Source organism: Mycobacterium sp. (assembly GCF_002863225.1).
Lineage (GTDB): Bacteria > Actinomycetota > Actinomycetes > Mycobacteriales > Mycobacteriaceae > Mycobacterium.
This window is the reverse complement of sequence record NZ_PKEK01000106.1, coordinates 16474-41676: the sequence shown is the minus strand read 5'-3', so window position 1 is coordinate 41676 and position 25203 is coordinate 16474. Positions and strand designations below refer to the sequence as shown.

General features: G+C 66.5%; 25 protein-coding genes and 1 pseudogene. 10 read left to right on the top strand and 16 right to left on the bottom strand.

Features of this window, described 5'->3' with window-relative positions; translation table 11 throughout:
* The first annotated feature begins 120 nt into the window (after window positions 1-120).
* The 6 genes from CYU59_RS28230 (at window position 121) to CYU59_RS28205 (ending at window position 5887) form a co-directional block, all read left to right on the top strand.
* A complete protein-coding gene (locus CYU59_RS28230) occupies window positions 121-432 on the top strand; it encodes a WXG100 family type VII secretion target (RefSeq protein ID WP_293010335.1) in 312 nt (103 codons plus the stop codon).
* Complete coding sequence (locus CYU59_RS28225) at window positions 425-715, top strand: WXG100 family type VII secretion target (RefSeq protein WP_293010333.1); 291 nt, start codon at window positions 425-427, stop codon at window positions 713-715. Before CYU59_RS28230 ends, CYU59_RS28225 begins: the two co-directional genes overlap by 8 nt.
* Window positions 716-1121: 406 nt before the next feature.
* Window positions 1122-2918, top strand: coding sequence for a hypothetical protein (locus CYU59_RS28220; RefSeq protein WP_293010331.1), 1797 nt, complete (start codon window positions 1122-1124; stop codon window positions 2916-2918).
* 651 nt (window positions 2919-3569) lie between these two features.
* A complete protein-coding gene (locus CYU59_RS28215; protein WP_293010343.1) occupies window positions 3570-4424 on the top strand; it encodes an HAD-IB family hydrolase in 855 nt (284 codons plus the stop codon).
* A 42-nt stretch (window positions 4425-4466) separates the two neighbouring features.
* Window positions 4467-4979 carry a MaoC family dehydratase N-terminal domain-containing protein gene (locus CYU59_RS28210; protein ID WP_293010329.1) on the top strand — a complete coding sequence of 171 codons (513 nt, stop codon included), beginning with the start codon at window positions 4467-4469 and terminating at the stop codon, window positions 4977-4979.
* Between the two features lie 35 nt (window positions 4980-5014).
* Window positions 5015-5887, top strand: coding sequence for a cyclopropane mycolic acid synthase family methyltransferase (locus tag CYU59_RS28205; RefSeq protein WP_293010327.1), 873 nt, complete (start codon window positions 5015-5017; stop codon window positions 5885-5887).
* Here CYU59_RS28205 and CYU59_RS28200 read toward each other — a convergent pair whose 3' ends face one another.
* From CYU59_RS28200 to CYU59_RS28160, 9 genes are all read right to left on the bottom strand, one after another.
* Window positions 5888-6955 (bottom strand): lysophospholipid acyltransferase family protein, encoded by a 1068-nt coding sequence (locus CYU59_RS28200; RefSeq protein WP_293010325.1) that lies wholly within the window; start codon window positions 6953-6955, stop codon window positions 5888-5890. It abuts the gene before it with no gap.
* Window positions 6956-6976: 21 nt separating this feature from the next.
* On the bottom strand, window positions 6977-8077 hold the full coding sequence (locus tag CYU59_RS28195) for an SDR family oxidoreductase (RefSeq protein WP_293010323.1): 1101 nt from the start codon (window positions 8075-8077) through the stop codon (window positions 6977-6979).
* A gap of 68 nt (window positions 8078-8145) precedes the next feature.
* Window positions 8146-8247, bottom strand: a complete 102-nt coding sequence (locus CYU59_RS28190; RefSeq protein WP_003402602.1) for an AURKAIP1/COX24 domain-containing protein — start codon at window positions 8245-8247, stop codon at window positions 8146-8148.
* A 215-nt stretch (window positions 8248-8462) separates the two neighbouring features.
* Window positions 8463-8714 carry a cell division/environmental response transcriptional regulator gene (locus CYU59_RS28185; protein ID WP_293004602.1) on the bottom strand — a complete coding sequence of 84 codons (252 nt, stop codon included), beginning with the start codon at window positions 8712-8714 and terminating at the stop codon, window positions 8463-8465.
* 138 nt (window positions 8715-8852) lie between these two features.
* Window positions 8853-9728 (bottom strand): pyrroline-5-carboxylate reductase, encoded by an 876-nt coding sequence (gene proC, locus CYU59_RS28180; RefSeq protein WP_293004600.1) that lies wholly within the window; start codon window positions 9726-9728, stop codon window positions 8853-8855.
* A gap of 51 nt (window positions 9729-9779) precedes the next feature.
* Window positions 9780-10595 (bottom strand): thioesterase family protein, encoded by an 816-nt coding sequence (locus CYU59_RS28175; RefSeq protein ID WP_293004598.1) that lies wholly within the window; start codon window positions 10593-10595, stop codon window positions 9780-9782.
* Between the two features lie 89 nt (window positions 10596-10684).
* Window positions 10685-11524 carry a sugar phosphate isomerase/epimerase gene (locus CYU59_RS28170; RefSeq protein ID WP_293004596.1) on the bottom strand — a complete coding sequence of 280 codons (840 nt, stop codon included), beginning with the start codon at window positions 11522-11524 and terminating at the stop codon, window positions 10685-10687.
* A gap of 17 nt (window positions 11525-11541) precedes the next feature.
* On the bottom strand, window positions 11542-12546 hold the full coding sequence (locus CYU59_RS28165) for a hypothetical protein (protein ID WP_293004595.1): 1005 nt from the start codon (window positions 12544-12546) through the stop codon (window positions 11542-11544).
* Window positions 12543-13544: a Ppx/GppA phosphatase family protein gene (locus CYU59_RS28160; RefSeq protein ID WP_293004593.1), complete on the bottom strand. Its 1002-nt coding sequence runs from the start codon at window positions 13542-13544 to the stop codon at window positions 12543-12545. The genes CYU59_RS28165 and CYU59_RS28160 overlap by 4 nt, the downstream gene beginning before the upstream one ends.
* 282 nt (window positions 13545-13826) lie before the next feature.
* Between CYU59_RS28160 and CYU59_RS28155 the strand changes: the two genes are divergently transcribed.
* The gene (locus tag CYU59_RS28155; protein ID WP_293004591.1) at window positions 13827-14603 is read left to right on the top strand and encodes a hypothetical protein; all 777 of its coding nucleotides are present in this window, start codon (window positions 13827-13829) and stop codon (window positions 14601-14603) included.
* Window positions 14604-14701: 98 nt separating this feature from the next.
* On the opposite strand, the gene regX is transcribed toward CYU59_RS28155, so the two are convergent.
* The 3 genes from regX to CYU59_RS28140 all read right to left on the bottom strand — a co-directional run bounded on the left by regX (window position 14702) and on the right by CYU59_RS28140 (window position 17499).
* The gene (gene regX / locus CYU59_RS28150; protein WP_293004589.1) at window positions 14702-15385 is read right to left on the bottom strand and encodes a two-component sensory transduction protein RegX; all 684 of its coding nucleotides are present in this window, start codon (window positions 15383-15385) and stop codon (window positions 14702-14704) included.
* The gene (locus CYU59_RS28145) at window positions 15382-16617 is read right to left on the bottom strand and encodes an ATP-binding protein (RefSeq protein WP_293004587.1); all 1236 of its coding nucleotides are present in this window, start codon (window positions 16615-16617) and stop codon (window positions 15382-15384) included. Before CYU59_RS28145 ends, regX begins: the two co-directional genes overlap by 4 nt.
* Window positions 16618-16746: 129 nt before the next feature.
* Window positions 16747-17499, bottom strand: coding sequence for a phosphoglyceromutase (locus CYU59_RS28140; protein WP_293004585.1), 753 nt, complete (start codon window positions 17497-17499; stop codon window positions 16747-16749).
* Between the two features lie 142 nt (window positions 17500-17641).
* Between CYU59_RS28140 and CYU59_RS28135 the strand changes: the two genes are divergently transcribed.
* Together CYU59_RS28135 and CYU59_RS28130 are read left to right on the top strand one after the other, a co-directional pair.
* Window positions 17642-18883, top strand: coding sequence for an FAD-dependent oxidoreductase (locus CYU59_RS28135; RefSeq protein ID WP_293004583.1), 1242 nt, complete (start codon window positions 17642-17644; stop codon window positions 18881-18883).
* Window positions 18884-19684, top strand: a complete 801-nt coding sequence (locus tag CYU59_RS28130) for a TetR/AcrR family transcriptional regulator (RefSeq protein ID WP_293004582.1) — start codon at window positions 18884-18886, stop codon at window positions 19682-19684.
* Here the strand turns inward: CYU59_RS28130 and CYU59_RS28125 are convergent.
* The 3 genes and pseudogenes from CYU59_RS28125 to CYU59_RS28115 form a co-directional block, all read right to left on the bottom strand.
* A pseudogene (locus tag CYU59_RS28125) lies at window positions 19681-20302 on the bottom strand (YbjN domain-containing protein). The gene CYU59_RS28130 and the pseudogene CYU59_RS28125 sit on opposite strands and share 4 nt — an antisense overlap.
* Complete coding sequence (mshA, locus tag CYU59_RS28120; RefSeq protein WP_293004581.1) at window positions 20299-21615, bottom strand: D-inositol-3-phosphate glycosyltransferase; 1317 nt, start codon at window positions 21613-21615, stop codon at window positions 20299-20301. Before mshA ends, CYU59_RS28125 begins: the two are co-directional and overlap by 4 nt.
* A 35-nt stretch (window positions 21616-21650) precedes the next feature.
* Window positions 21651-22949, bottom strand: a complete 1299-nt coding sequence (locus CYU59_RS28115; protein ID WP_293004579.1) for an ROK family transcriptional regulator — start codon at window positions 22947-22949, stop codon at window positions 21651-21653.
* A 191-nt stretch (window positions 22950-23140) separates the two neighbouring features.
* On the opposite strand from CYU59_RS28115, the gene CYU59_RS28110 reads away from it, so the two are divergent.
* Window positions 23141-23929, top strand: coding sequence for an SDR family oxidoreductase (locus CYU59_RS28110; protein ID WP_293004578.1), 789 nt, complete (start codon window positions 23141-23143; stop codon window positions 23927-23929).
* Here CYU59_RS28110 and CYU59_RS28105 read toward each other — a convergent pair.
* Complete coding sequence (locus tag CYU59_RS28105) at window positions 23904-25169, bottom strand: Ig-like domain-containing protein (protein ID WP_293010341.1); 1266 nt, start codon at window positions 25167-25169, stop codon at window positions 23904-23906. The genes CYU59_RS28110 and CYU59_RS28105 overlap by 26 nt on opposite strands.
* Window positions 25170-25203 lie beyond the last annotated feature (34 nt).

Sequence of the window (25203 nt, the reverse complement as noted above, 5' to 3'; positions counted from 1 at the left end):
CTGGCGCCCGAAGACAAACGCGACGACGAAAACGACGAGAGCGCCCGCAACAACTCCTAGGCCGTTCACCCGACTCAGGGTGAATTGTGCCGACCGTTCGCGGCCCTTAGCTTTACCGCTATGGCTCACGACGAGACGGTACGGGTCGCACCCGAGGCCATGAGCGTTGCGGCCCAGTCGTTGTCGAGTGCCGCGAAAGATCTACGAGCCCGCCTCGCCGAGCTGGACGGTCACATACGCGACCTGCTCGACGGTTGGCAGGGCGGCGCAGGTGGCGCCTACGGCGAGGCATGGAACTCATGGCATCGCGGTGCCGGTGAGGTGCAGCAGGGGTTGTCCACCCTTGCCAAGGGGATCGGTGTCACCGGGTTCGAATTCGACAATCTGGATTGCACGTCGAGCCAGACGGTGAACGGCGTCTACCGTGGCTGACCCGTTCTCCGTCGACCCGGAAGCCCTGGCTGACGCGACGCAACGGATGGGTGAATTTCTGCAGCACGCCGAAAGTGTCGTAGCTGAAATCGACTCGCTGGTAACCCGTTTACACCTGACGTGGTCGGGCCGGGCGGCCGCAGCGCATGCCGAGGCGCACCGCCACTGGACGCACGGCGAAGCGACAATGCGGGAGGCGTTGAACCACCTACAGAGCGCTGGCAGCACCGCGCACCACAACTACACCCAGGCCATGGCGACGAATTCGGCCATGTGGCTTTGAACTGATGCCCCCGCTCGCGGTCGACCCTGAGGCACTCGATAGCGCCGGCTCCTCGGTCATTTCGATTGGCCAGGGAATGGGATCGACGATCAATTCGCTCACCTCGTCGCTTGCCGGCTGCGGCGCGATGTCCGGCGACGATCCCGCCGGCGCGGCTTTCGGTCACAGCTACGACAGATCAGCATCCAAACTGCTGGAAGCGATGACGACGACCCGAAACGGGTTGTGCCGCCTGGGCGATGGCGTGCGGGTATCGGCACGAAATTATTCGATCGCGGAGGCCAACTCCAATATCTCGGGCCACCGGCACGCCCTTCCCGGTCCGCATTCCACCGGTGCCATCTCGACAGGTTCGACGCCGTCGTCGGTGGGCTGCGGCGTCGGTGTCCCGGCCGGGTGGGGTTGGGTGTCCAAATACATCGGGATGATCTGGCCGACCGGAAACTCCGGCAAGCTCCGCGGCGCGGCGGCGGCGTGGATCAATGCCGGCACCAACTTCGAGGTCAACGAGATAACCGGCACGCTCGGACCGATGTGTAGCATTGCGGCTCAACAGATTCCAGAAGGCCCAGCCATCGCTGCGGCATTCGGCGAAACTCATCGATGCGCGTCAGCGATTCTGCAGCAGTGCACGCACATCGCCGCTCAGCTCACCACGTATGCATCGAAGATCGACACAGTCCACGCGGCGATCATCGACCTGCTATCTCGAATCTGCAATCCCTGGACCGGGATCAAGGAAGTCTGGGAGATCCTCTCCCACGAGGACGAAGACGAAATCAAGAGGATTGCCAACGATATTCGCGTCATCGTCAATCAGTTCACTGCCGAAGTCGATGCACTGCGACAGCAGATCGCGCGCACGATCACCCAAGCGGCCACGATCCTCACCACCATGGCGCATTACGCCGAGAAAGAATGGGATCACTTCCTGCACGCCACCGATGTAGGTCGGGCCATCGACCAGTTCGGGCGGATCTGTGGCGGTGTCGTCTCCGAAGCGGAGAGCGCAGTCAAGGGGATGTGGACGCTCAACCCGCTGCGGGCAGTGATCGATCCAAAGGGCTTCTTGCACTCGCTATCTGGCGCGCTCGAAAACCTCGAAACGCTTACCGGACTGGACGGCGAGCAAAAGGCCGAAGAGGCGTGGAAGGGGCTCGGCAAAGACGTCGTGCATTGGGACGACTGGGCTACCAACCCCTTGAAGGCAACGGGCGAATCTCTGTTCGACCTCGGAACGCTGCTGCTGCCCGGCGGTCCCCTGTCGAAGCTCAGCAAGATGGGCGGTCTCGCCGGCGACCTCGTCGAAGCACCCAAAGGATTGCACCTGCCCAACCCAGCGCGGCTGCCCAACCCTGCGCCGCACGACAACCCGCCACCGAAGAACGAGCCACCGAGGGGTGGACAGCCGGCGCCCGCACCGAAAGCCGGCACCACCCTGCCGCCTTACGGTGACACCGAGTCCAAGACCCCGGCTGTTCAAAAGCCGACGGCCACTCCAATTCCCAGGCCCGGAGACGGAGTGGCTCAACCTGGCGCTGGTCACGAGCCGGCACTCCATCAGCCTTCGGCGGTCACGCAGCCGGACAGGCCGGGTGACGGACCGCCAGGGGTAGCAAGCTCGCCGTCGACGTCCTCAGCTGTCGCGCCCCCGACGACACACCACCCGCCGCCACCCACAGAAAACAGTAGTGGCGGGAACGATTCCCACTCGTCGGGACTTTCCGACGAAAAGCGCGACGAGATCCTTGCCTTACCGAAAGGCAGTCGTCCCGATCCGTCCGACTATTTGTCGCAGGAATACATCGAACGGCACCTGCAGAAATTCGACGGTGGTGGAACGCGATTCATGTTGCAGGAGAACTTCGACCGGTTTGGCATTGGGCAGCGCGATGGGACCTCCTTCGTATTTCCCACGAGTGAGGTCGAAGAACTTGCGAAGGCGGGCAGCCTCGGCGACATCGAACAGGTGCTTGGGTTGCCGGAAGGCTATTTCAGAGACTTCGAAGTGATCCGAATCGATATAGGCGAACTCGAGAATTACAATATAAGGATCCCATCTGGCAACGAGGCAGGGGCTAACGAGTACTGGATCCCCGGTGGCCTTCTGCCAGAAGGGTTGCCGGAGGCGGTGATTGACGGCTCCGAGGTTCCGTCGACCGACTTGACGATCATCGATCTCAACGATTTCGGAGGGGAATGAATGGCATACGAGCTGAGCTTCTTCTCCGACCAGAACGATTACTGGCTTGGTAGGGACCCCGAGTCGAGGCGCCACGTGCTAGGCATACCCGTGTCGAACCCGATGGTCGACTACATCGAAACCTATTGGCTCGATGATCAGCAATACTCCGCCTTTGTCGAGAACGAGGAGCTAGCTGCACAATTTGCCGAGGCGTGCCGGCGACGAGAGCACGATGACCTCCTCACCCATAGGCCCGGCCGGTATCGAGGTACTCCGAGATAACGAAACGTCGCTGGTGGATGCAGTAACTACGACCGCCCCCATTAGGGGAAGATAATGCCCGAAAGTCGTCGAAATACCCTGTCGACGCCTTGGAAAGCCGGGTCTTTGCGGCCGACTGGCGAGGAATTGACAGAAGCGCGTGAGCTCCGTCGATGCGACTTCCACACGTATTGACCTCGTCGGCGCCCGTTGAGTGAAGCAGCTGTCACCGCTGTTCTGGGACGACATCGTCGGCCCCGGTGACCCGACCAGCAGACCTAGCCGCCAACCCCGACCCGCCACCCCAGGGCCGGATAGTGTGAACCCGTGACCGCTCCCGGCGGCCCGGGCACCGAAGAACCCGGCCCTAACGCAGAACCCACCCCCGCTGAGCAGCGATATGAGACGCTGGCCGCCAACGCCAGCGCCGAGCGGGCGCTGGCGGACGTACGGCCCGACTACAGCGTCGGCGAAAAGCCCGAGTTACCACCGGTCGATCTGACCGCCGCGGCCTTCTTCGACGTCGACAACACGTTGGTGCAGGGCTCATCGCTGGTGCACTTCGGCCGCGGTCTGGCCTCCCGGAAGTACTTCACCTACCGCGACGTGCTCGGATTCATTTACGCGCAGGCCAAGTTTCAGGTCCTCGGCAAAGAGAACAGCGACGACGTCGCCGCCGGCCGTCGCAAGGCGCTGGCATTCATCGAGGGCCGACCCACCGCCGAATTGTTGCAGCTCGGCGAAGAGGTCTACGACGAGATCATCGCCGACAAGATCTGGGAGGGCACCCGCGATCTGGCGCAGATGCACCTCGACGCCGGTCAGCAGGTCTGGCTCGTCACCGCCACGCCCTACGAGCTGGCGATCACCATCGCCCGCCGGCTCGGATTGACCGGCGCGCTGGGCACCGTCGCCGAATCCGAGAACGGCGTGTTCACCGGACGGCTGGTCGGCGACATCCTGCACGGGCCGGGCAAGGCGCACGCGGTGCGCTCGCTCGCCATCCGCGAGGGACTCAATCTCAGACGCTGTACTGCCTACTCGGACAGCTACAACGACGTGCCGCTGCTCTCCCTCGTCGGCACGGCCGTGGCGATCAATCCTGACGCCGCCTTGCGTGACTATGCACGCAAGCACGACTGGGAGATCCGTGATTTCCGGACCGCCCGCAAGGCCGCCCGGATCGGCGTACCGTCGGCTCTGGCTCTGGGCGCGGCGGGCGGCGCACTGGCTGCGGTGGCGTCTCGGCGGCAATCACGCTGATAGGCTGCGCCGCTGAGGACTGATACGAGTGGAGAGCAGCGCATGTCATTGCCCGCAGGCACCGAAGGCCTGATCGGCACGCATTATCGCTACCCCGATTACTTCGACGTAGGTCGCGAGAAGGTTCGCGAATTCGCTGAGGCCATCAGCAACGATCACCCGGCCCACCACTCCGAGGAGTCCGCCGCCGAATACGGCTACGACACCCCGGTGGCTCCGCTGACGTTCCTCGCGGTCGCCGGGCACCGCGTCCAGTTGGACGTCTTCACCAAGTTCGACATCCCGATCAATCTGGCCCGGGTGCTGCACCGCGACCAGAAATTCATCTTTCACCGGCCGATCATGGTCGGCGACCGGCTCTACTTCGACACCTACCTCGACTCCGTCATCGAGTCGCACGGCACGGTGATCGCCGAGATCCGCAGCGAAGTCACAGACGCCGACGGCGGACCCGTCATCACCAGCATCGTCACGATGCTCGGCGAGTCGTCAAACCCGGACGCGAACGCCGAGGCGACAATCGCAGCAATTGCTTCTATTCGTGCTGGCGCTTAGGGTCAGCCGGAACCTTTCAGGGGGAGAACCCAACCATGAGCACCGACCTCACACCGCATTTTGACGACGTCCAGTCGCACTACGACCTCTCGGACGACTTCTACCGGCTCTTTCTCGACCCGAGCCAGACCTACAGTTGTGCCTACTTCGAGCGCGACGACATGACCCTCGAGGAAGCGCAGCAGGCGAAGGTCGACCTGTCTCTCGGCAAACTCGGCCTGGAGCCCGGAATGACGCTTCTCGACGTGGGCTGTGGCTGGGGGGCCACGCTGCGCCGCGCCATCGAGAAGTACGACGTCAACGTGATCGGCCTGACGCTGTCCAAAAACCAGGCCGAGCACGTGCAGAAATCGTTCGACGAGCTGGACACCCCCCGCTCCCGGAAAGTTCTGCTGAATGGCTGGGAGCAGTTCCACGACAAGGTCGACCGGATCGTTTCGATCGGCGCCTTCGAGCACTTCGGCTTCGAGCGCTACGACGACTTCTTCAAAATGGCGTGGGACGCGCTGCCCGCCGGCGGCACGATGATGCTGCACACCATCGTCGTCCCGAGCGACGAGGAGCTGGCAGACCGCGGCATCCGGCTGACCATGACCCGGGCACGGTTCGCCCTGTTCATGATGAACGAGATCTTCCCCGGCGGCCGCCTGCCGACCGTCGCAATCGTCGAAGACCACGCCACCAAGGCCGGTTTCGAGATCACCCGCGTCCAGCCGCTGAAGGAGCACTACGCGCGGACACTGGACTTCTGGGCCGAGGCGCTGGAGGCCCGCAAGGACGAGGCCATCAAGATCCAGTCCGAAGAGGTCTACGAGCGCTACATGAAGTACCTGACGGGGTGCGCCAACCTGTTCCGTGAGGGCGCCTGCGACGTGGCGCAGTTCACCATGGTCAAGCCGGCTGAGTAATCAACCGAGGAACATATTGCGGCGGCCAGCCAGCAGCTGATACAGCGTCTGCTGGATGGTCTCACGCACCTGGTCGGTCAGTTCGAAGGTGACCATCGGATCTTCGGCGTCCGCGCCCTCGTAGTGCGCGGTGTCGATCGGCTCACCAAAGGCGATGTGCCACTTGGACGGCAGCGGCACCAGTCCAGCCGGCCCGGCCAGCGGGAACAGCGGCGTGACCGGGAAGTACGGCAACCCGAACACCCGGGCGAGCATCCGCACATCGGTCAGCATCGGGTAGATCTCCTCCGACCCGACGATCGAACACGGGATGATCGGCGCCTTCGCCCGCAGCGCGGCCGCCACAAAACCGCCGCGGCCGAACCGCTGCAGCTTGTAGCGGTCCTTGAAGCGTTTGCCCAGACCCTTGTAGCCCTCGGGGAACACCGCCGTCAGCTCGCCGGCGGCCAGCAGCCGGTGCGCGTCGGCAGTGCACGCCATCGTGTGACCGGCCTTGCGCGCCGCAGAGCTCACCATCGGCAGGTCGAACACCATGTCCGCGGCCAGCAGTCGCAGGTCCCGATGCGCGGGGTGCTTGTCGTGCACCGCAACCGAGGCCATCAGTCCGTCGAACGGCAGAACGCCGGCATGGTTGGCCACCACCAGGCCTGCGCCGGTGTCAGGCAGGTGCTCGATGCCGCTGACCTCGACGCGGAACCACGACTTGAAGAAGAACCTCAGCAGCGGCCGGACGATCGCATCGTTGAAGTGCGGATCGAAGCCGAACTCGTCGACGCGATAGTCGCCGGCGAGCCGTTGACGCAGAAAGTCGGCGACCGAACTGACCTTCTGGGCGAGCTCGTTGGGAGCCTGCTCGGCGGCCGATCGAGCACCCGCACCGCGTCGGTGCTCATCGATTTCGCGTACGACGGCAGCGATCTCGTCGTCGGTCGCCCGGGATTCAGGCTCGGAGAGCAGGGATGGATGTTGACGAGAAGTCTGGGTGCGTTGGCCTGCACGGCGCTGCGCCGCCGCACGGCCTGAATTGCCGTGCAGGGGAATAACTTTCGCTTTCGAATCGCCCGCCATTGAACCAACCCTCCCTTCGCCTCAATTGATTTTGGCTCGGCCGCCAAAGCGCTGCACTGCGGATACGGCCCGTCCTTCAATGGAGCGTACCCATTCGGGGTCGATAATGGGAGTCAAACCTCGGCCGCGAACGTAATCGTCAAAAGCGTCCGCAGTGGACCACTTGGGGTGGTAATCGAGCTCTTTTTCCATCCGTGTGGTGTCCATCACGCGGCCGTAGCGCAGATAGTCGAGTTGCTCGCGATTGATCTCCAGGTACCGGTTCGCCTTACGTAGCGAATCCAGCGCCGAGAGACCAAATCCCGGGACTGGCAAGGCAACTCGGCCGGCCCGTCGGATCGCCTGGGACAGCATGATGATGCCGCTGCCGCCGATGTTGAACGTCCCGGGCTTGCCGGCCATGACGGCTCGCTCCAGGGCGCCGAGCGCGTCCTGCTCGTGCAGCAACTGCAACCGCGCGTCGCGTCCCAGCACAGTCGGGACCAACGGCCCGGCCAGGTAGCGCGACAGCGTGGTCTCCATCGCCGGGCCGATCATGTTGGCCAGCCGCAGAATGGTCACCGCGATGTCGGGTCGGCGACGGCCGAGCCCGCGGGTGTAGCCCTCGATGTCGAGGCTGTCCTTCGGAAAACCTTCGCGGAACGGACGACGACTGCTGCTGTCCTCGGTGAACAGCACGGGATCGTGCGGGTTGGAGCCGTAGACCTCCGACGTGGACTTGAGCACGACGCGTTTCACCGACGGCGCCTTCTGGCACGCGGCGAACAGCTGCATCGCGCCCAGCACGTTGATTTCCTTCAGCGCCGCCCCGCCACCGGTTCGCGGCGCGAACGAGGCCGCTGCGGCATGAACGACGGTGTCGACGTCGCCGTTTCGAATCACCTTGGCGACAAAGGGATTGCGGATATCGGCGCGGACGAACTCGGCGCGGCCCATCCGCCGGAGCATGTCCTTGCTGGGTGCGACGGCGTCGACGGCGATGACCCGGTCGATCGCGGTGTTCTGCGCCAACCGCGCCGTCAGATAGCCACCGAGAAAACGGCATGCGCCGGTGACCAGCACAACCTTCGGGTACCCCGCAGCTTCGGTGCCGGTCCCTGATTGACCGCCCGACGAGTCCACCTGATCAGCCTAACGATCTCGCGCTAGCGCGGCACAGGCTGCGAACGACAACAGCCCGCAAGCGAAAGTTACTTACCGAGTTTTCTACGCTGCACTCGCGTGCGGCGGAGCAGCTTACGGTGCTTCTTCTTCGACATCCGCTTGCGCCGCTTCTTGATTACTGAACCCATAACTCCGCTATCTGTGCTGGACTGCCCGAGTCCGCTGTGGCCGGGCATATGCAATAACCCGGTCACTCTACCCGGCTCGGCAGGTCCAACACCAAAGCCGGTACCGGCACCCGATTGCGGCGCAGCGTCATCGGCACACGCCGACGCGGCACCTCGCGCCCGGGTGCACCCGACGAGTCGAGGCGTGCGGGCGCTGCATGAGCCGCACCGAAACGCTAGCCAGCGTCGAAGTAGGAGCTCTCCAGCATGTCGTGCACGGCCTTGGCGTGTACGCGGAAGGAACGCCCGACGCGGACCGCGGGCAGTTCACCGTTGTGAACCAGCCGGTAGACCGTCATCTTGCTGACCCGCATCAGTGCTGCCACTTCCGCAACGGTCAGGAATTGCGTCCGGGGCTGCTGGCCGTCGGCGGACCCAGAGTCTCGTCCCGCCTTACCGCCAGCCGATGGCCCGTTCATAGACGTCATCGCAACCCAATCGTCAGGCTCCTGCAGTCCCAGCGGCTTCCCCTCCGCTGGCACCAACAGGTGCATACCAACAAGGAGAATAGCGGGACTAGTGTGGTTATTGCGACGGGTGGTGGCAATTAAATAAAATTCTATAAATTACTCAGATGTAATTCTTAGCTGCTCAGAGCGGGTTTTTGCCGCCTGTACCGCCTCGTCCACCGCCGCTCGCAAACCATGTTTTTCCAATTCTCGCAGCGCAGCGGCAGTAGTGCCACCGGGAGAGGTAACAATGGCGCGCAGCCGCGCGGCGGTGGTGTCCAGCGACAGGTCTCGCCGCGCGTCAGCCCCCGTCTCACGGTCCTGTTCTATACGGTCCAGCAAAAGCGCCGCCGAGCCCGCAACGGTTTGCGCGACCAGCTCGGTCGACACCGCGCGGCTCAGTCCCACACCGACCCCGGCGTCGATCAACGCCTCGATCATCAAGAAGAAGTACGCCGGCCCCGATCCCGAGACGGCCGTGACGGCGTCCATGTGCTCCTCAGCGACCGTCAGCACCGCCCCCACCGAGTCGAACAGCGCTGCGACCTCCTTGAGCTGCTCAGGGGTCGCGAAACGGCCCGCAGCCATGGCGCTGATCCCGGCGCCGACCAACGCCGGCGCATTGGGCATCACCCGCACCACCGGGGTACCGGCCAGCAGCTTGGATTCCAGGTAACCCGTCGTCACCCCGGCCGCGACGGTGATGAACACCTGATCCGGGCTGTCGTGCGCGGCCGCTGCGGCAACCTTGCCGATCTCGCCGACGACCGAACCGACGTCGGAGGGTTTGACGGCGATGATGACGAACGTCGCGTTCTCCACCGCATCGGGCAGCGACGTGACCAGCACGCCATAGGTGTCAGCGAGGTACCGCGCGCGGTCGGGGCTCTTCTCGGCTACCACCAGGTCCTTGACCTGCCGACCGGCCCGCAGCAAGCCCGACAGCAGGGCCTCGCCCATGCTTCCCCCACCGACGAGCGCAATTCTGGCCATGTCGCTCAGCATGGCAGACGCGTGTGACTTTCGGGGTGAGGGCGCGGGCGGTTAGGGAGCGGGCACCATCGCCAGCTGGCGGCTCTGCACGATGATGCGGCCGGTCGAGTCGACGACGGTGTGGTCCTCGTCGAACCAGTCCTGGCCGATCTGCACACACGTGCACGCCACCCGCAGCCAGCCGTCGGCCGGCAGACCCCGCAGATAGGCCGTCAGCTGCACGGTGGGCGCCCAGCCGGTGCGGTTGACGGCGAAGCTCACCGGCGCCGAGATGTCGCCGCACATCAACGCGAACAGCACGTCGGGCGCGACGTCGAGCGGCCGCACCCAGTTCTGGATCACCGGCGGCCGGCCGTCGGTGGAGATGCCCAGCGTCGACGGCAGCGTCCGAACCTCGCAGCCCTCGGCCAGGTGCGCCAGCCCGGACAGCCGGTGCCCGGGCGCTACCGGCTGCAGGTCGTCGGGCGGGTCCGGGTCCATCAGGCCGACGACCGGATTGCCCGACAGCAGCGGCGGCGCCAGGTGCTCGGGCTCCCCCAGCGTGACCACGGCGTGCACCGCGGCGCGGTCACCCTGGATCAGCTCGACATCGAACACGCTGATCCGGCGTCCGCGCTTGCGCATCGAGGTGACCAGCCGCATGGGGCCCGGGTCGGGCGCGGACAGAAAGCTCGCCGACACCGCAACCGGCTCAACGGGTCCGCCGTGGGCGCTGCGAGCGGCGTTGGCGCATAGCGCGACCATCACTCCGCCGTGCACTTTGGGCCCGATGGTCCAGATCTTGTTCAGCTCGGCCTCGTAGACGCTGCGTACGCCGTCGGTTTCGACTTCGCGAAGTTGCATCGCCTCGGTGAATGGGGCAATCAAATCCGCCGCTCCTCCTCATCGCTATCGCTCTGCATCGTCACCGGCGGTCAAATCCGCCGCTCCTGTCTGTGTGTCTGTCAACGTGTCTTTCAACGCAACAGGTGCGTGCGGGCGAATTGCAGTGACTCGGTCAGAATGGCTTCACGCTCGTGCACCGACCGCGCCGACGACGTGGACACCTCCAGCACGACGTGGCCGGCGAAGTCGCCGGCGGCCAGCAACTGGCACACTTCGACGGTCGGCTGGGTACCGCGACCCGGCGCCAGGTGCTCGTCGGCCGGCAGGCCGGTGCCGTCGCAAAGGTGCAGGTGCACCAGGCCCGAACCCATCCGCTCGGCCATGTCCAGCGCGTCGGTGCCCGCTGTGGCGGAATGCGACAGGTCCAGTGTGTAGTGCGCGTGGTTGCCGTCCAGCGGGTCATAGGACGGCGCGAACGCCGAGATGCCCGGTCCGGGCCCACCGCCGCGGCGGCGCATTCGCTCGATGGTCTGGCCCGGGAAGAACCGGTCGGTCCGGAACGGGAACATGTTCTCGACGGCGACCAGCACATCGCTGGAGGACTCCAATTCGGCGACCTGCTCGGTGAAGCCCTCCACGTAGCGGCGCTGCCAGCGAAACGGCGGATGCACGACGACGGTCTGCGCGCCCAGCTTCTCCGCCGCCTGCACGCTGCGGTCGAGCTTGGCGATCGGATTGGCGCCCCAGACGCGTTGCGAGATCAGCAGGCACGGCGCATGCACCGACAGGACCGGTACCCGGTATTTGCGGGAAAGCTTGGCCACCGCATCGATGTCCTGGCTGATCGACTCGCCCCACACCATCAGCTCGACACCGTCGTAGCCGAGGTCGGCTGCGTACTCGAATGCCGCCTCGGTCTTCATCGGATAGACCGAGGCCGTCGACAAGCCGACCTTGATAGCGGGGCGCACGTGGATTCTGTTGGGCGCTAGCCGGATTGCAACAACGCTAGGGGCCCCAGCGTGACCAGCGCCCCCACCGCGACTGCGATCAGCGTGCTAGCGATGTCCTCGGTCTTTCGCACCACCCGCACGCCGACCACCAGGCCGAGGATGACGAGCACCGAGAGCACCAGCGCGACGATGTTGTTCCAAAGCCACAGCTGGTCGAATGCGATGAACAGGCCGGCCCCCAACGCGACCGCCAAAAACGACTGCAGCACAACCGCTCCGGTGAACCGCATGCTGTCCGACCGCGACCAGGTGTGGCCGTCGCCGAATTCGCCGTCGTCCAGGTAGTGCTCGTCCTCGGCGGCATCGTCGATATCGGAAAATCCGGTTCCAGAGGACGATTCGGCATCGCCTTTGCCGGCCGACGACCCCAGGTATGAGCGAACGTAGGCCGAGTCCTCAAGGGACGAATCGGCGTCGCGAACGTCGGTGTCCATCACGTCGACCGACATTCCCGCGTAGTCCTCGATCGGATCGGGGTTCATCCCCTCCGCACCGGACCGGTCGACCGGCTTGTCCTCACGCGGCTCGGGACGATTAGCTTCGGCGCGCCCGGGCCTGCGCTGCGGGCGCGGATAGGAGCTGCGCAGCGGTCGCGATTCGCGGGTCGTGGCCGACGCCTCGCGCGGACGCGGCGGAGCCGATGCCGGCCACCGCGGCTCGGGCTCGGACCAGAACGCCTTCTCCACCGGCTCCTCGGCGGGCGCCTCGACCTCGTCGTCTTCGACCAGGGGGGCCGGCGAGACACGGGCTGACCCGTTGGCCCGGTGCGCGCGCGATTCGGGGACCTGGTGCTGCTCGGCGTCGGGATCGGTGTCGTCGGTGATGATCGGAATCTCGCCGGTCAATTCGGCGACAGTCACCGCGTCGGAGTTGCCACGACGGCGGCGACGGCGTGCCGGGGCGGGGGCCCCGTGGGTGCCGTTCTTGGCCAGCAGTTCGGCGACCGAGATGGGTCGAGTGGTGTCGTTGGGTCCGGTCATTTCTTGCCGCCATTCCGATTGGCTCGCTGGCTACCAGCATCCCGCACGGACGTCTCGACGAAGGCGGTTCCGTCGGCTTCGCTATCGAGTTTGCGCAAAATCAGACCTTCCCGTAGCGCCCACGGGCAGATGTCCACCGTTTCAATCGACAGCGCTCGCATACTTGCCTCTGCGACCAGAGCTCCTGCCACGATCTGCGGCGCTCGCTCGGCGCTCACCCCTTCCAGTTCTGCACGGTCAGCGGTCGTCATCCTAGAGATGAAAGATATGAGTTGTCTGAGGCCATTGGCGGTGAGAGTGCGCTTGACCCGCGGTCCCGCGGCCGACGGCGCCGCTCCGGTCAGACGGGCCAGCGAGCGGAACGTTTTCGAGGTTGCCACAGCCAGGTCGGGGCTGCCGGCGTCCAGCATTTTGGCGGCGGCATCGGCCAGTTCGGCGTCCAGCCAATCGCGCAGCATGGCGACCCGCCGGCGTCCGGGCGGGTCGTCGCTGAGCCACTCGCGGGTCAGCCGGCCCGCGCCCAGCGGCAGCGACATCGCAACTTCAGGTTCTTCGTCGACGCCGTTGGACAGCTCCAGCGACCCACCACCGATGTCGAGGTTGATGATCCGCCCGGCACTCCAGCCGTACCAGCGGCGAACCGCCAGGAAGGTCAGCCGCGACTCGTCGACGCCGCGCAGCACCTGCAGCTGCACGCCAGTCTCCTTGCGGACGCGGGAAAGCAGGTCGTCGGAGTTCTTCGCGTCGCGCACCGCCGAGGTGGCGAACGCCATGAGTTCCGCGCAGCCGGAGCTGTCGGCGATCTTCTCGAACTCCTCGATCGTCTCGATCAGCTTGTCGGCGCCCTTGCGGGTGATCTTGCCGGAGTTGTCGATTGACTCGGCCAGCCGCAGCGTGGCCTTGGTGGAGCTCATCGGCGTCGGGTGCCCGCCGCGGCGCGCATCCACCACGAGCAGGTTGACCGTGTTGCTGCCGACGTCGAGCACACCTAATCGCACGAGACACAACCTAGCCCGGTGACGATGCGCGCCGCGAGCGACGCGAGGAGGAACCGGGCAATCGGGCTAGCCCGGTGACGATGCGCGCCGCGAGCGGCGCGAGGAGGAACCGGGCAATCGGACCAGCCCGGTGACGATGCGCGCCGCGAGCGACGCGAGGAGGAACCGGGCAATCGGGCCAGCCCGGTGACGATGCGCGCCGCGAGCGACGCGAGGAGGAACCGGCAAAACGCACCGGAGCGTGCGAGCAGCCCGGCCGCAGATTGGTCTACCGTTAAAACTGTGCAGCCAGACCATCCCGGCGAAGTCGAATTGGACTTCGCCCGTGAATGGGTCGAGTTCTACGACCCGGACAACGCCGAACATCTGATCGCCGCCGACCTGACGTGGCTGCTGTCGCGGTGGACGTGCGTGTTCGGCACGCCGGCCTGCCAGGGGACGGTCGAAAACCGACCTGACGACGGCTGCTGTTCCCATGGCGCCTTCCTGTCCGACGACGACGACCGCGCCCGCCTCGACGATGCGGTCACCACGCTGACCGACGCCGACTGGCAGTTCCGCGAAAAGGGCTTGGGCCGCAAGGGTTATCTCGAGCTCGACGAGCACGAGGGCGAAGAGCAGTTCCGCACTCGCAAATACAAGGGCGCCTGCATCTTCTTGAACCGACCGGACTTCGCAGGCGGCCAGGGATGCGCGCTGCACTCGAAGGCGCTGCAGATCGGCGTGCAGCCGCTCACGATGAAGCCGGATGTGTGCTGGCAGTTGCCGATTCGACGTAGCCAGGAGTGGGTGACGCGGCCGGACGGCACCGAGATTCTGAAGACCACCGTCACCGAATACGACCGCCGCGGCTGGGGCGCCGGCGGAGCAGACCTGCACTGGTACTGCACCGGCGACCCGGCCGCCCACGTCGGAGCCGACCAGGTGTGGGTGAGCATGGGCCCCGAGCTTACCGAGCTGCTCGGGGAGAAGGCCTATGCCGAGCTGGCCGCAATGTGTAAGCGCCGCAGCGGTTTAGGCCTCATCGCCGTGCACCCGGCGACCCGGGCCGCCGAGTAGCGGCCGCACTTCGGGCCACGCCGACTGTGCAGGACTTCACTGGCGATTCGCCTGAACGACAGTCACAAGCTACACAGTCGGCGTAGCTCTACAGGACCTCAGCCCTCCAGCTTGTAGCCCAGCCCGCGGACCGTCACCAGGTGGATCGGGTTGGCCGGATCGGACTCGATCTTGGACCGCAGCCGCTTGACGTGAACGTCGAGCGTCTTGGTGTCACCGACATAGTCGGCACCCCACACCCGGTCGATCAATTGGCCACGCGTCAGCACCCGCCCGCTGTTGCGCATCAGGTACTCCAGCAGGTCGAACTCCTTGAGCGGCAACGTGATCGACTCACCGTTGACGGACACGACGTGGCGCTCGACGTCCATGCGCACCGGGCCGGATTCCAGCACACCGTCGGCGATTTCCGAATCGTCGTCGCCGCCGCGACGCAACACCGCCCGGATCCGCGCGATCAGCTCCCGGGCTGAATACGGTTTGGTGACATAGTCATCGGCGCCCAGCTCGAGCCCGACGACCTTGTCGATCTCGCTGTCGCGCGCCGTCACCATGATCACCGGCACGCTGGAACGCGACCGCAGCTGCTTGCAGACGTCGGTCCCGGACATACCCGGAAGCATCAAGTCAAGCAGCACGATATCGGCACCGGCACGGTCGAACTCGGCCAACGCGGTCTGGCCGTCGGTGACCACGGTGGCTTCGAAGCCCTCCTTGCGCAGCAAGAACGCCAACGGGTCGGCCAGGGATTCTTCGTCCTCCACGATCAGCACACTGGTCATCGGTGTAGTTCTTCCTCTCGTTGTGGCTCCCGTAAGGGCTTTATGGGGCGCGGTTCGCGCTCGGGCAGGTCTTCGGGCTCGATTTCGCCGGCGTAGGCCGGGATCGAGAGCGTGAACGTCGAACCGGTGCCCAGCTGGCTCCACAGCCCGATGCTGCCGTTGTGGTTGGCCGCGACGTGCTTGACGATCGCCAAGCCGAGTCCGGTGCCGCCGGTGGCGCGCGAACGGGCCTTGTCGGCGCGGAAGAACCGCTCGAAGACGCGTTCCTGGTCTTTGCGGTCGATCCCGATGCCGCGGTCGGTGACAGCGATCTCGATGTTGTCGCCGCGGCGGCGCCGGCTGATCGACACCAGCGAACCGCGAGGCGAGTACGCGATCGCGTTGGACACCAGGTTGGCCAGTGCGGTGACCAGCAGGGCCTGCTCGCCGTGCATCTGCAGGCCGCTGGCGGCGTCGGTGCGCACGATGATGTCGGCGTTGTCGGCCGGCACCTTGTGCCGCGAAATCGCCTCGGCGACAACGTCATCGACGTCGACGGCACCCATGTCGGGCATCCGCTCGGCGCCCTGCAGGCGGGACAGCTCGATCAGCTCGGTGACCATGCTGCCCAGCCGGGTGGCTTCGACGAGCACCTTCTCGCCGAACCGCCGGACGGTCTCGGGGTCGTCGGCCGAGGACAGCAGGGCTTCGGCCAACACCGACATGGCCCCGACCGGCGTCTTGAGCTCATGGCTGACATTGGCCACGAAGTCGCGTCGGGTCGCTTCCATCCGGGCATATTCGGAGTGGTCGTAGACGAAGACCACGGCGAACCGGCGATCTTCCTCGCTGAGCAGCCGCGCCTGTCCGTGCACCGACAACCCGGTCCGGCCCGGTACTTGGCGCTTGCCTGGCAGCAGGTCGAACTCGACGTCGGCACCGTCGGCCAATGTCTTGCGGGCGGCCTTCCAGGCTTCGTCATCGAGCTGACGCTCGCGCACCAGGCCCAGCTCTTTGGCCCGTCCATTGTGGTAGACGACGTCGCGGTGCCGGTCGACGACGGCGGCGCCCAGCGGCATCAGCGCGACGATCCGTTCCAGCATCTGCGCGACGGTGATTCCGGCGGCTTCGACCGTCACGCGTTGCCGTCGCTCGATCGCCCGCGGCGCCCAGCGGGCACCGACGGCGACTCCCGCGGCCAAGGCCGCTAGGAACAACACCCCGGCCAGTGACAGGGCCGAGAACACGGTCACGTGAAAAGCTTACGATTCCGGTGAACGCCAACCCAGCAGCACAAGGCCAAAATCGGTCATGTCACATACCGCGAGACAGGTGTTCGGTGCCCGTTCACCCGCCGTTTGCCAGTTGCTGCGGATTACCGCTTACTTCCCGCCTTGGCTGGCCACCGCGGCCGCACCGGCCGCCGCCGCATCGGGGTCGAGGTAGCTGCCGCCGGCGACCAACGGACGCATATCGGCGTCCAAGTCGTAGCGCAACGGAATTCCGGTCGGAATGTTCAAACCGGTGACCTCGTCGTCGGACATGCCGTCGAGGTACTTCACCAGGGCGCGCAACGAGTTGCCGTGCGCGGCGATCAGCACCGTCTTGCCCACCCGCAGGTCCGGGATGACGACGTCAGTGAAGTAGGGCAGGAAGCGGGCCACCACGTCGGCCAGGCATTCGGTCAGCGGTCCGCCGCCGATGTCGACGTAGCGGGGGTCGGCGTCCTGGCTGTACTGGCTGCCCTTCTCGATCGGCGGCGGCGGGGTGTCGTAGCTGCGCCGCCAGGTCATGAACTGCTCGTCGCCGTAGCGCTCTTTGATCTCGGACTTGTCCAGGCCCTGCAGCGCGCCGTAGTGCCGCTCGTTCAGCCGCCAGGTGCGGTGCACCGGGATCCACAACCGATCGGCGGCGTCCAGGGCGATGTGCGCAGTGGTGATCGCGCGACGCAGCAGCGATGTGTAGAGCACATCCGGCAGCAGGTCGTGCTCGGCGAGCAGTTGACCGCCGCGGACGGCCTCGCCGCGGCCCTTGTCGGTCAGATCGACGTCGACCCAGCCGGTGAATTGGTTGCTGGCATTCCATTCGCTCTCGCCGTGGCGGAGCAGAACCAGCGTCGCAGCAGCGTCTCCCATAGCGGTCAGTCTTTCACCCCCTCCGGTCTCACCGGTCACGGTGTCGGCTCGCGGTGAGGCGGCTCACACCCCTTCCTTGAAAGTTGATACCGAGATACAGTTATGCCGTAATCGAGTATCACAGCGAAGTGAGGAGGATGCGATGAGCGAGAAGACGACCTGCGTGATCGTCGGCGGAGGCCCCGCCGGGATGATCGCCGGATTGCTGCTGGCCCGCGGTGGCGTACAGGTGACCGTGCTGGAGAAGCATGCGGACTTCCTCCGCGATTTCCGGGGTGACACCGTGCACCCCTCGACGCTGCGACTGCTCGACGAGCTGGGGCTGTTCGAGCAGTTCGACGCCCTGCCCCACACCAAGATCACCGGTTGGGGGCTTGATCTGCCCGACGGACGCAAGGCCCCGCTGATCGACTTCACCCGGCTGCGGCTTCCGCATCGCTACATCGCGATGGTCCCGCAGTGGGATCTGCTCGACCTGCTCGCCGAGGCCGGCAAGAAGGAGCCCACGTTCACGTTGCGGATGAACTACGACGTCACGGGGCTGCTGTTCGAGCGGGGCCGGGTGGCCGGGGTGCGCTACGACGGCCCTGACGGGCCCGGCGAACTGAGCGCCGACCTGACGATTGCCTGCGACGGACGGTGGTCGTTGTGCCGTCGCGAGGCCGGTCTCGTCCCGCGGGAGTACCCGGTCAACGCCGACATCTGGTGGTTCCGACTGCCCAAGGCCGACGGCGTCGGGGACACCCTGCTGCCCCGGTTCAAAGACGGCCAGTTCATCGGTGTCATTCCGCGTGAGGATTATCTGCAGACCGGCTACTTCCTGCGCAAGGGCGCCGACGCCCAGCTGCGGGCCCGCGGCATCGAGGCGCTGCGCGACGACATCGTCGACGCCATCCCCGAACTGTCCGACGCTGTGCGGAATCTGCAACTGGACGACGTGAAACTGCTCGACATCCGGCTCAACCGGCTGCCCCGCTGGTACACCGACGGCCTGTTGTGCATCGGCGACGCCGCCCACGCGATGTCCCCGGCCGGCGGTGTCGGCATCAACATGGCCGTCCAGGACGCCGTGGCGGCGGCCAGGCTGCTGGCCGCACCGCTGCGGGAACGCCGCGTCACGGCGCGGGACCTGGCCGCTGTGCAGCAACGCCGCTTGTTCCCGACCGCGGTGACGCAGACGTTCCAACGCTTCCTGCACGCCGCCATGTCGCGCGCGATGGACGCCGGCACCACTCCGGCGCCTACGGGACTACTACGTGTCATGGCCCGCTTTCCGCAACTGTCCGCGATCCCGGCGCGGTTCATGGGCGTCGGCGTCCGGCCCGAACACGCCCCGGCGTTCGCCCGCCGGACTTCTCAAACGGCATCGACGACAATGAGCTAGATGACGACGCCAACGGTCCGCGATGTCCCAGCCGAGGTGGTCGAGGCGGCATTGCGCGCCGCCGAGACGCTCGGCAGGGATGTCGCCGACGTGCCGCTGGTCGCGATCGCCCGCGAGGCCGGGATGTCGCGCAGCACGTTGATACGTCGCCTCAACGGCACCCGGCAGCTGCTGGACGACGCGGTGCGGGCCGCCGGTGTCGAACCCGGTGGCCGTCCACCAGTGCGTGAGCGTGCGGTGCAGGCGGCGGCGACGCTGATCAGCCGTCGCGGACTCATCGCGGCGACTCTGGAAGCTGTTGCCGCACAAGCTGATTGCTCGGTGCACAGCCTGTACGCGGTGTTCGGCGGGCGAGACGAGCTGATGCGTGCGGTGTTCGACCGCTACAGCCCGATCCTGGATCTCGACGAGGTGCTGTCCGAGCCCGATGCCGAACTGGGCCAGACCATTCACCGGATCTACCGGGCGCTGGCCGAGGCGCTGAGTCGCGAACCGCGGGTGGCCCCGGCGATGCTCGCCGAAGCGTTCGCCCGTCCGACCGACCCCGCTGTGCAGGCCCTGCTGCAGCACCACGTGCCGCTCATGCTCGGCAGCGTGGGCGTCTGGCTGGCGACCGAAATAGCCGCCGGGCGGATCCGAGACCTACCGCTGCCCTTGGTGATTCAGCAGATGCTCGCACCAATGGCCATCCACACCATGGTCCGTCCGGCCGCGGCGGGCATTCCGGAGGTCGAACTGCCCGACCTGGATCAGTCCTGCGAGGTGTTCGCCGAAGCGTTCCTACGGGCCGTGGCGATCTAGTCGTCTTGGTCGTCGTCTTCGAGCCCTACGCTCGACTCTCCCCCGCAAGCGGGAGGTGCCCCCACCTCATCGCGCTTCGCGCTCTGCATCGTCGTCTTCGATCAAGTGCGCAAAAGCCTCGAGGTTCTTCAGCGACTCACCCCGCGACACCCGCCACTCCCATTCCTTCTGAATCGACGAGCGAAAACCCAACTCCAGCAACGTATTGAAGTCGTTGTCCACCGCTTCGAGAACCTGGCCGAGCACCCGATCGATCTCCGCTGCGTCCACCGAGGCCAGCGCCATCCGGCCGACGAGGTAAATGTCGCCGACGTTGTCGAGGGTGTACGCGACACCGTAGAGCCGGCGGTTGCGCTTGAGCATGAACTTGTACACGCCCTCGTGGTTTTCGTCGGGCTTGCGACACACAAACGCTTCGATGCGCACCGAGTGCTCACCGATGCTCAGAATCGTGTTGGTCTTGAGCCGACGCTCGCCGGGCAGGGCGACGATCAGACCGGGCAGACCGCCGTGCGCGCCCTCGTGACGGCTGTACTCGAGATCGTTGGTCTCGAGGGTGTCCTCAATCAGCCGCTGCACGTGCGTGATTGGGGCGCCGCTGTCTCCGTTGGTGCTCATGCCAGCGCCTTGCGCCGCGACGGCCGCCATCCAGCCTGCGCGGAGCGACGGGGCGGGGCCATACCGCGAACCGTCCGCCGCGCGCCGAAGTCGTCGATCGCACGTCGGTAGCTGGCCAGCAGCGAGTCGACGGTGCTGTCCCACGAGAACGCTGTCGCGTGCTCGACCGCAGCACGGCCCATCGTGGTGGTGTCACGCCGCAACGTCTCATCGATGGCGTGCGCCCACCGGTCGGAGTCATGACCTTCGACCAGCGTGCCGGTCACCCCGTCGCGCACGGCGACCGGCAACCCGCCGACCGCGGCCGCAGCCACCGGTGTGCCGCAGGCTTGAGCCTCGAGCGCCACCAGTCCGAAGGATTCCGAATAGCTCGGCACCGCCACCAGGTCGACGGCGCGGAACACGGTGGCCAGGTTTTCCCGCGACTGCGGGGGTAAGAACTTCACCCGATCAGAGATACCCAATTGCGCGGCAAGCCGAACCAGTCCGTCCGGCACGGCCAGCCCGCTGCCCGACGGTCCCCCGGCCACCAGTACGTGCACCCGCGGCAATTTAGCCACCGCGCGCAGCAGCACGTCGGGCCCCTTGAGCGGCTGGATGCGCCCGACGAACGCGACCACCTCACGGTCGGCGGGCAACCCGAGCTCGGCCCGCGCCGCACGCCGGTCGCCGGGACGGAACACGTCCAGGTCGACGCCCGGGTGCGCGATGTCGATCCGGGACGGGTCGGCGTGGTGCAGCGAAACCAGTTGCGCAGCTTCGTCATCGGTGTTCGCGATCAGCCGGTCGGCCTCGTCGACCACCTGCTGCTCGCCCACTGTCCGCAGCGGCGGCTCGGGGGTGTCGCCCTCGGCCAGCGCCGCGTTCTTGACCGCGGCCAGCGTGTGCGCGGTGTGCACCAGCGGCACCGACCACCGGTCGCGGGCCAACCATCCGACCTGACCGGAGAGCCAGTAGTGCGAGTGCACGATGTCGTAGTAACCCGGTTCGTGGGCGGCCTCGGCGCGCAGCACGCCGGCCGTGAACGCACACAGTTGTGTCGGCAGGTCGTATTTGTCCAGCCCCTCGAAGGGCCCGGCCACGACATTGCGCACCAACACACCGGGCGCCACGCGCGCGACGGGCGGATCCGTCGACGCCGTCGCCCTGGTGAAGATCTCCACCTCGACGCCACGGCGGGCCAAGTGCAACGCGCTCTGCAGCACGTAGACGTTCATTCCGCCGGCATCACCCACGCCGGGTTGCGCCAGCGGCGACGTGTGCACCGCGAGCACCGCGACTCGACGCGGATTGGTCAGATCAGAAGCACCCACCCCGCCATCTTTGCAGGACGGGGTGGAGCCGCAGGTCAGGCGGGTGTCTCGACGTCAACTTCGTAGACGGGCACCGGCGGCGCTGCTCGACGCATGGCACCGAGCGGGTCGGAGTACAACCCGGCCAGCGAGACGACCCCGGCGCCGGACTCCTGCACCCGGTTGCCGAACGCGGTCACCCGAATGTCGCGGGCGGGCAGCACGAGCCTGGCCTTGTAGGCCTCCTCGACCCGCGCCATGCCTTCGGGGTACTCGGTGAATGCCTGCCCCCCGACCACGAGGTCATCGGGGTTGAGCAGATCGCGCAGCAGCGCGACGGATTCGCCGAGCACGCGGGCCCGCTCGTTGAGCAGTTCCTGGGCCTGCTTGTTGCCGCTGCGGGCGATCTTCAAGACCTCGGTCACGCTGCCGCCCGAGGCGCCGGGGTGCGCCGGCAGGATGCGTAGCCGGCGTGCCGCGGCCAGCACGGCCTCGTCGCTGACGGTCGACTCCAGTAACCCTGTGCCGCCGAGCAACTCGGACTGCGCGGGCAGGTTGGTGATCGTTCCCGGGCCACTGGCCGGGCTGTGCACCCGGCCGCCGATCATCAGCGCATAGCCGACGGTCTCACGGGCGTACACGTAGAGGCTGGTCGATGAGTTCGGGCCGAACCGACGCATGCCGAGCAGGAGTTCGGCGGCGGCCATCGCGTCGACGTGCGAGGCCACCGACACCGGCAGTTCCAGCGCTTCGGCGAGCGCCGGGCCCACCGGAGCGTCGCGCCAGCCCAGCCGGGCGTGGTCGACGTGACCGCTGGCGGCGTCGACCGTTCCACCGATCGCGACGCCGACCCACAGTGCCCGCCGGCGGTGCCAGCGCCGCAGGTAGCGACGCGCACCGTCGGCCAGAGCGGCCAGCGCGGGACCCTGGGCGGTGCGCGGGGTCGGGGTCTCGACGGCGTCCAGCGTGCGGCCGAACAAGTCGGTGGCCACGATGCTGGTGGTCCGGGCGCCGACGTGGATTCCCAAAGTCAGGAACGGCTCGTGGTTGACCTCGACCGGCACCCGGGGGCGCCCGATCGCGCCGGAGACGGCCAGGTCGGCACGTTCCCGCAGGATTCCGGCGTCCAGCAGAGCGATGACCTGGCGGTTCACCGTCGCGATGGACAGTGACGTCACCTGGGCGATGACATCGCGACCGATCGGGCCGCGGAGCCGCACGGCCCGGAATACCGAGGAGGCGGCGGCATCAGAGAGCTGAAGGGAGGGAGCCACCACGCGGTGGCGTCCCGGACCTCGACGACGGGCGGCCGCGAGGGGGTTGTGCTGATGAGAGGTGAATGTCGTGGAGCGCATTGGAGTGTCCTTGTCCGAGTTCCGATGGCGGGCTGTGCCGCACACCGTCGCTAGCGCTTGGCGCTGAGCTCAGGAGCGGCTGGCTGCGCGGCGACAACACGCGCAGCCCGCGCAACAACACGCGGGTAGACAGCCGAACAAGGTGCTCGAGTACACAGGAGGAATTTAGCACGGTTACTACAGTTGTTCAGATGAGTCCCGCTGATCGGCAGTCGACGACATCCGACCGTTCCCGCGACGGGAAACCCGTCGCGGTCGTCACCGGCGCCAGCGCCGGAATCGGCGAGGCAACCGCCAGAATCCTTGCCGCACAAGGCTTTCACGTCGTCGCCGTGGCACGCCGGGCCGACCGGATAGATGCGCTGGCCGCCGAGATCGGCGGAACGGCAATTGTGGCCGACGTCACTGACGATGCTGCGGTGGACGCTTTGGCCGACCGGCTGAACCGGGTTGACGTGCTGATCAACAACGCCGGCGGCGCCAAAGGTCTGGCACCGCTGGCCGACGCCGACCTCGAGCATTGGCGTTGGATGTGGGAAACCAATGTGCTCGGGACACTGCGGGTCACCCGCGCACTGCTGCCCAGGCTGATCGACTCCGGCGACGGCCTGATCGTCACCGTCACCTCGATCGCGGCGCTGGAGACCTACGACGGCGGCTCCGGTTACACCGCGGCCAAGCATGCTCAGGGGGCGCTGCACCGCACGCTGCGCGGCGAGCTACTCGGAAAACCGGTGCGGCTCACCGAGATTGCGCCTGGCGCGGTGGAGACCGAGTTCTCGCTGGTGCGCTTCGACGGCGACAAAGATCGCGCCGACGCCGTCTACGCCGGGATAACGCCGCTGACCGCGACCGATGTCGCCGAGGTGATCGGCTTCGTGGCGTCGCGCCCACCCCACGTCGACCTCGACCAGATCGTCATCCGGCCCCGAGACCAGGCGCCGAACGGCCGGTTCAACCGCCGGGCTCCGCAGGACTAGTGGTCGTGGTGGTCGGGGTGCCCGACAGCGTCGGGGCATCGCGCGGGGTGGCCGGGGCGCTGCGCGGGATCGACACTGGCGCCGGCTTGGCGTCCTTCGGCGGCGGCAGCGCTGACATGCCCACCCAGGTGTTCCAGTCCACCGCCCAGTCCCAGATGTCGCCGTCGGCGTAGGACAACTCGATCCGGCTGCCGGTCACCTCGACGGGGTCGCCGTAGATGGCGCTGCTGAAGTACTGCTCTGCGTCCGACGTCGAGAGGTTGACGCAGCCGTTGGTGACGTTGCTGTTGCCCTGCGCGCCGGCGCTGCTCGGATTGGCGTGGATGAACTCGCCGTTGTTGGAGATCCGCACCGCCCAGCGTTCGTGAACGTGGCTGTATCCGGCGGCCGGGTTGGACATGTAGAAGTCGGAGTACTTCTCGCTGACCACGTGAATTCCGTTGCGGGTGACGTTGCGGGCTTTGTCACCTTCGCCGTAGCTGCAGGGAAAGTCCATGATGACGCCCTCGTCGCGGACCACCTGGATGCGGTGCGACGAGATCTCGGCCTTCACAACCTGACGGCGGCCGACTTCGAATTTGAGGCTCATGTCCTGCTTGCCGTAGGCATCGTCACCGAACGCCAGACCGTAGAGCTTGGCCTCCACGCTGACCTTGGTGCCGGCCGGGTAGTACTCGCGGCTGCGCCAGTGCACCCGGGCGCCCTCCGACTCGTCGGGCAGCCAGGCCCAGCTGCCCTCCACGGGCGGCTCGGTGGTGATCTTCAGCGCCCGCTCGACGGCGGCCTTGTCGGCGATCGGCGCATCGAATTGGATGATGATCGGCGCCGCGACGCCCACGGTCTGGCCGTCGGCGAGCTGGAAGCCACCGTCGACCACCTTGGTGGGTGCGACGGTGGTGATCTCACCTTTCACCGGAACGGTCTTGCCGTCGTGGCCGACAGCTGCGCCGCTCCAGGTGTAGGTCACGTCGTAGCCCAGCGGCTCGGTGAGGGTGTAGAGCGTCCGGTCTCGATTGAGGGCGCCGGCCACCACCTTGCCGTCCGGATTGGTCAACGCGACGTGCTGGAACCAGCCGTCACGGACTTCCACGCTGACCGGCGCGTTCGGCACGACCTTGGTGGCTTTGTCGGCCGGCCGAAAGGTCAGCGAGGCCTGAGCTGCCGGTTTGGCCTTCTCGGCCTGCTTCGCGGCCCCGCCGGAGCAAGCGGCCAGCACGCCGGGGGCGAGGGCACCGAGCATCAGGGTCGTCAAGGCCCGGCGCCGGTTGACCGGC

Coding starts and splice junctions, on each gene's coding strand:
- CYU59_RS28200 (WP_293010325.1), bottom strand. CDS start 6,955: ATGGCGGGCGATTCGAAAGCGAAAGTTATTCCCCTGCACGGCAATTCA.
- CYU59_RS28105 (WP_293010341.1), bottom strand. CDS start 25,169: ATGCTCGGTGCCCTCGCCCCCGGCGTGCTGGCCGCTTGCTCCGGCGGG.
- regX (WP_293004589.1), bottom strand. CDS start 15,385: ATGACCAGTGTGCTGATCGTGGAGGACGAAGAATCCCTGGCCGACCCG.
- CYU59_RS28140 (WP_293004585.1), bottom strand. CDS start 17,499: ATGGGAGACGCTGCTGCGACGCTGGTTCTGCTCCGCCACGGCGAGAGC.
- CYU59_RS28230 (WP_293010335.1), top strand. CDS start 121: ATGGCTCACGACGAGACGGTACGGGTCGCACCCGAGGCCATGAGCGTT.
- CYU59_RS28110 (WP_293004578.1), top strand. CDS start 23,141: ATGAGTCCCGCTGATCGGCAGTCGACGACATCCGACCGTTCCCGCGAC.
- CYU59_RS28210 (WP_293010329.1), top strand. CDS start 4,467: ATGTCATTGCCCGCAGGCACCGAAGGCCTGATCGGCACGCATTATCGC.
- CYU59_RS28185 (WP_293004602.1), bottom strand. CDS start 8,714: ATGACGTCTATGAACGGGCCATCGGCTGGCGGTAAGGCGGGACGAGAC.
- CYU59_RS28135 (WP_293004583.1), top strand. CDS start 17,642: ATGAGCGAGAAGACGACCTGCGTGATCGTCGGCGGAGGCCCCGCCGGG.
- proC (WP_293004600.1), bottom strand. CDS start 9,728: ATGGCCAGAATTGCGCTCGTCGGTGGGGGAAGCATGGGCGAGGCCCTG.
- CYU59_RS28190 (WP_003402602.1), bottom strand. CDS start 8,247: ATGGGTTCAGTAATCAAGAAGCGGCGCAAGCGGATGTCGAAGAAGAAG.
- CYU59_RS28205 (WP_293010327.1), top strand. CDS start 5,015: ATGAGCACCGACCTCACACCGCATTTTGACGACGTCCAGTCGCACTAC.
- CYU59_RS28130 (WP_293004582.1), top strand. CDS start 18,884: ATGACGACGCCAACGGTCCGCGATGTCCCAGCCGAGGTGGTCGAGGCG.
- CYU59_RS28115 (WP_293004579.1), bottom strand. CDS start 22,949: ATGCGCTCCACGACATTCACCTCTCATCAGCACAACCCCCTCGCGGCC.
- CYU59_RS28165 (WP_293004595.1), bottom strand. CDS start 12,546: ATGACCGGACCCAACGACACCACTCGACCCATCTCGGTCGCCGAACTG.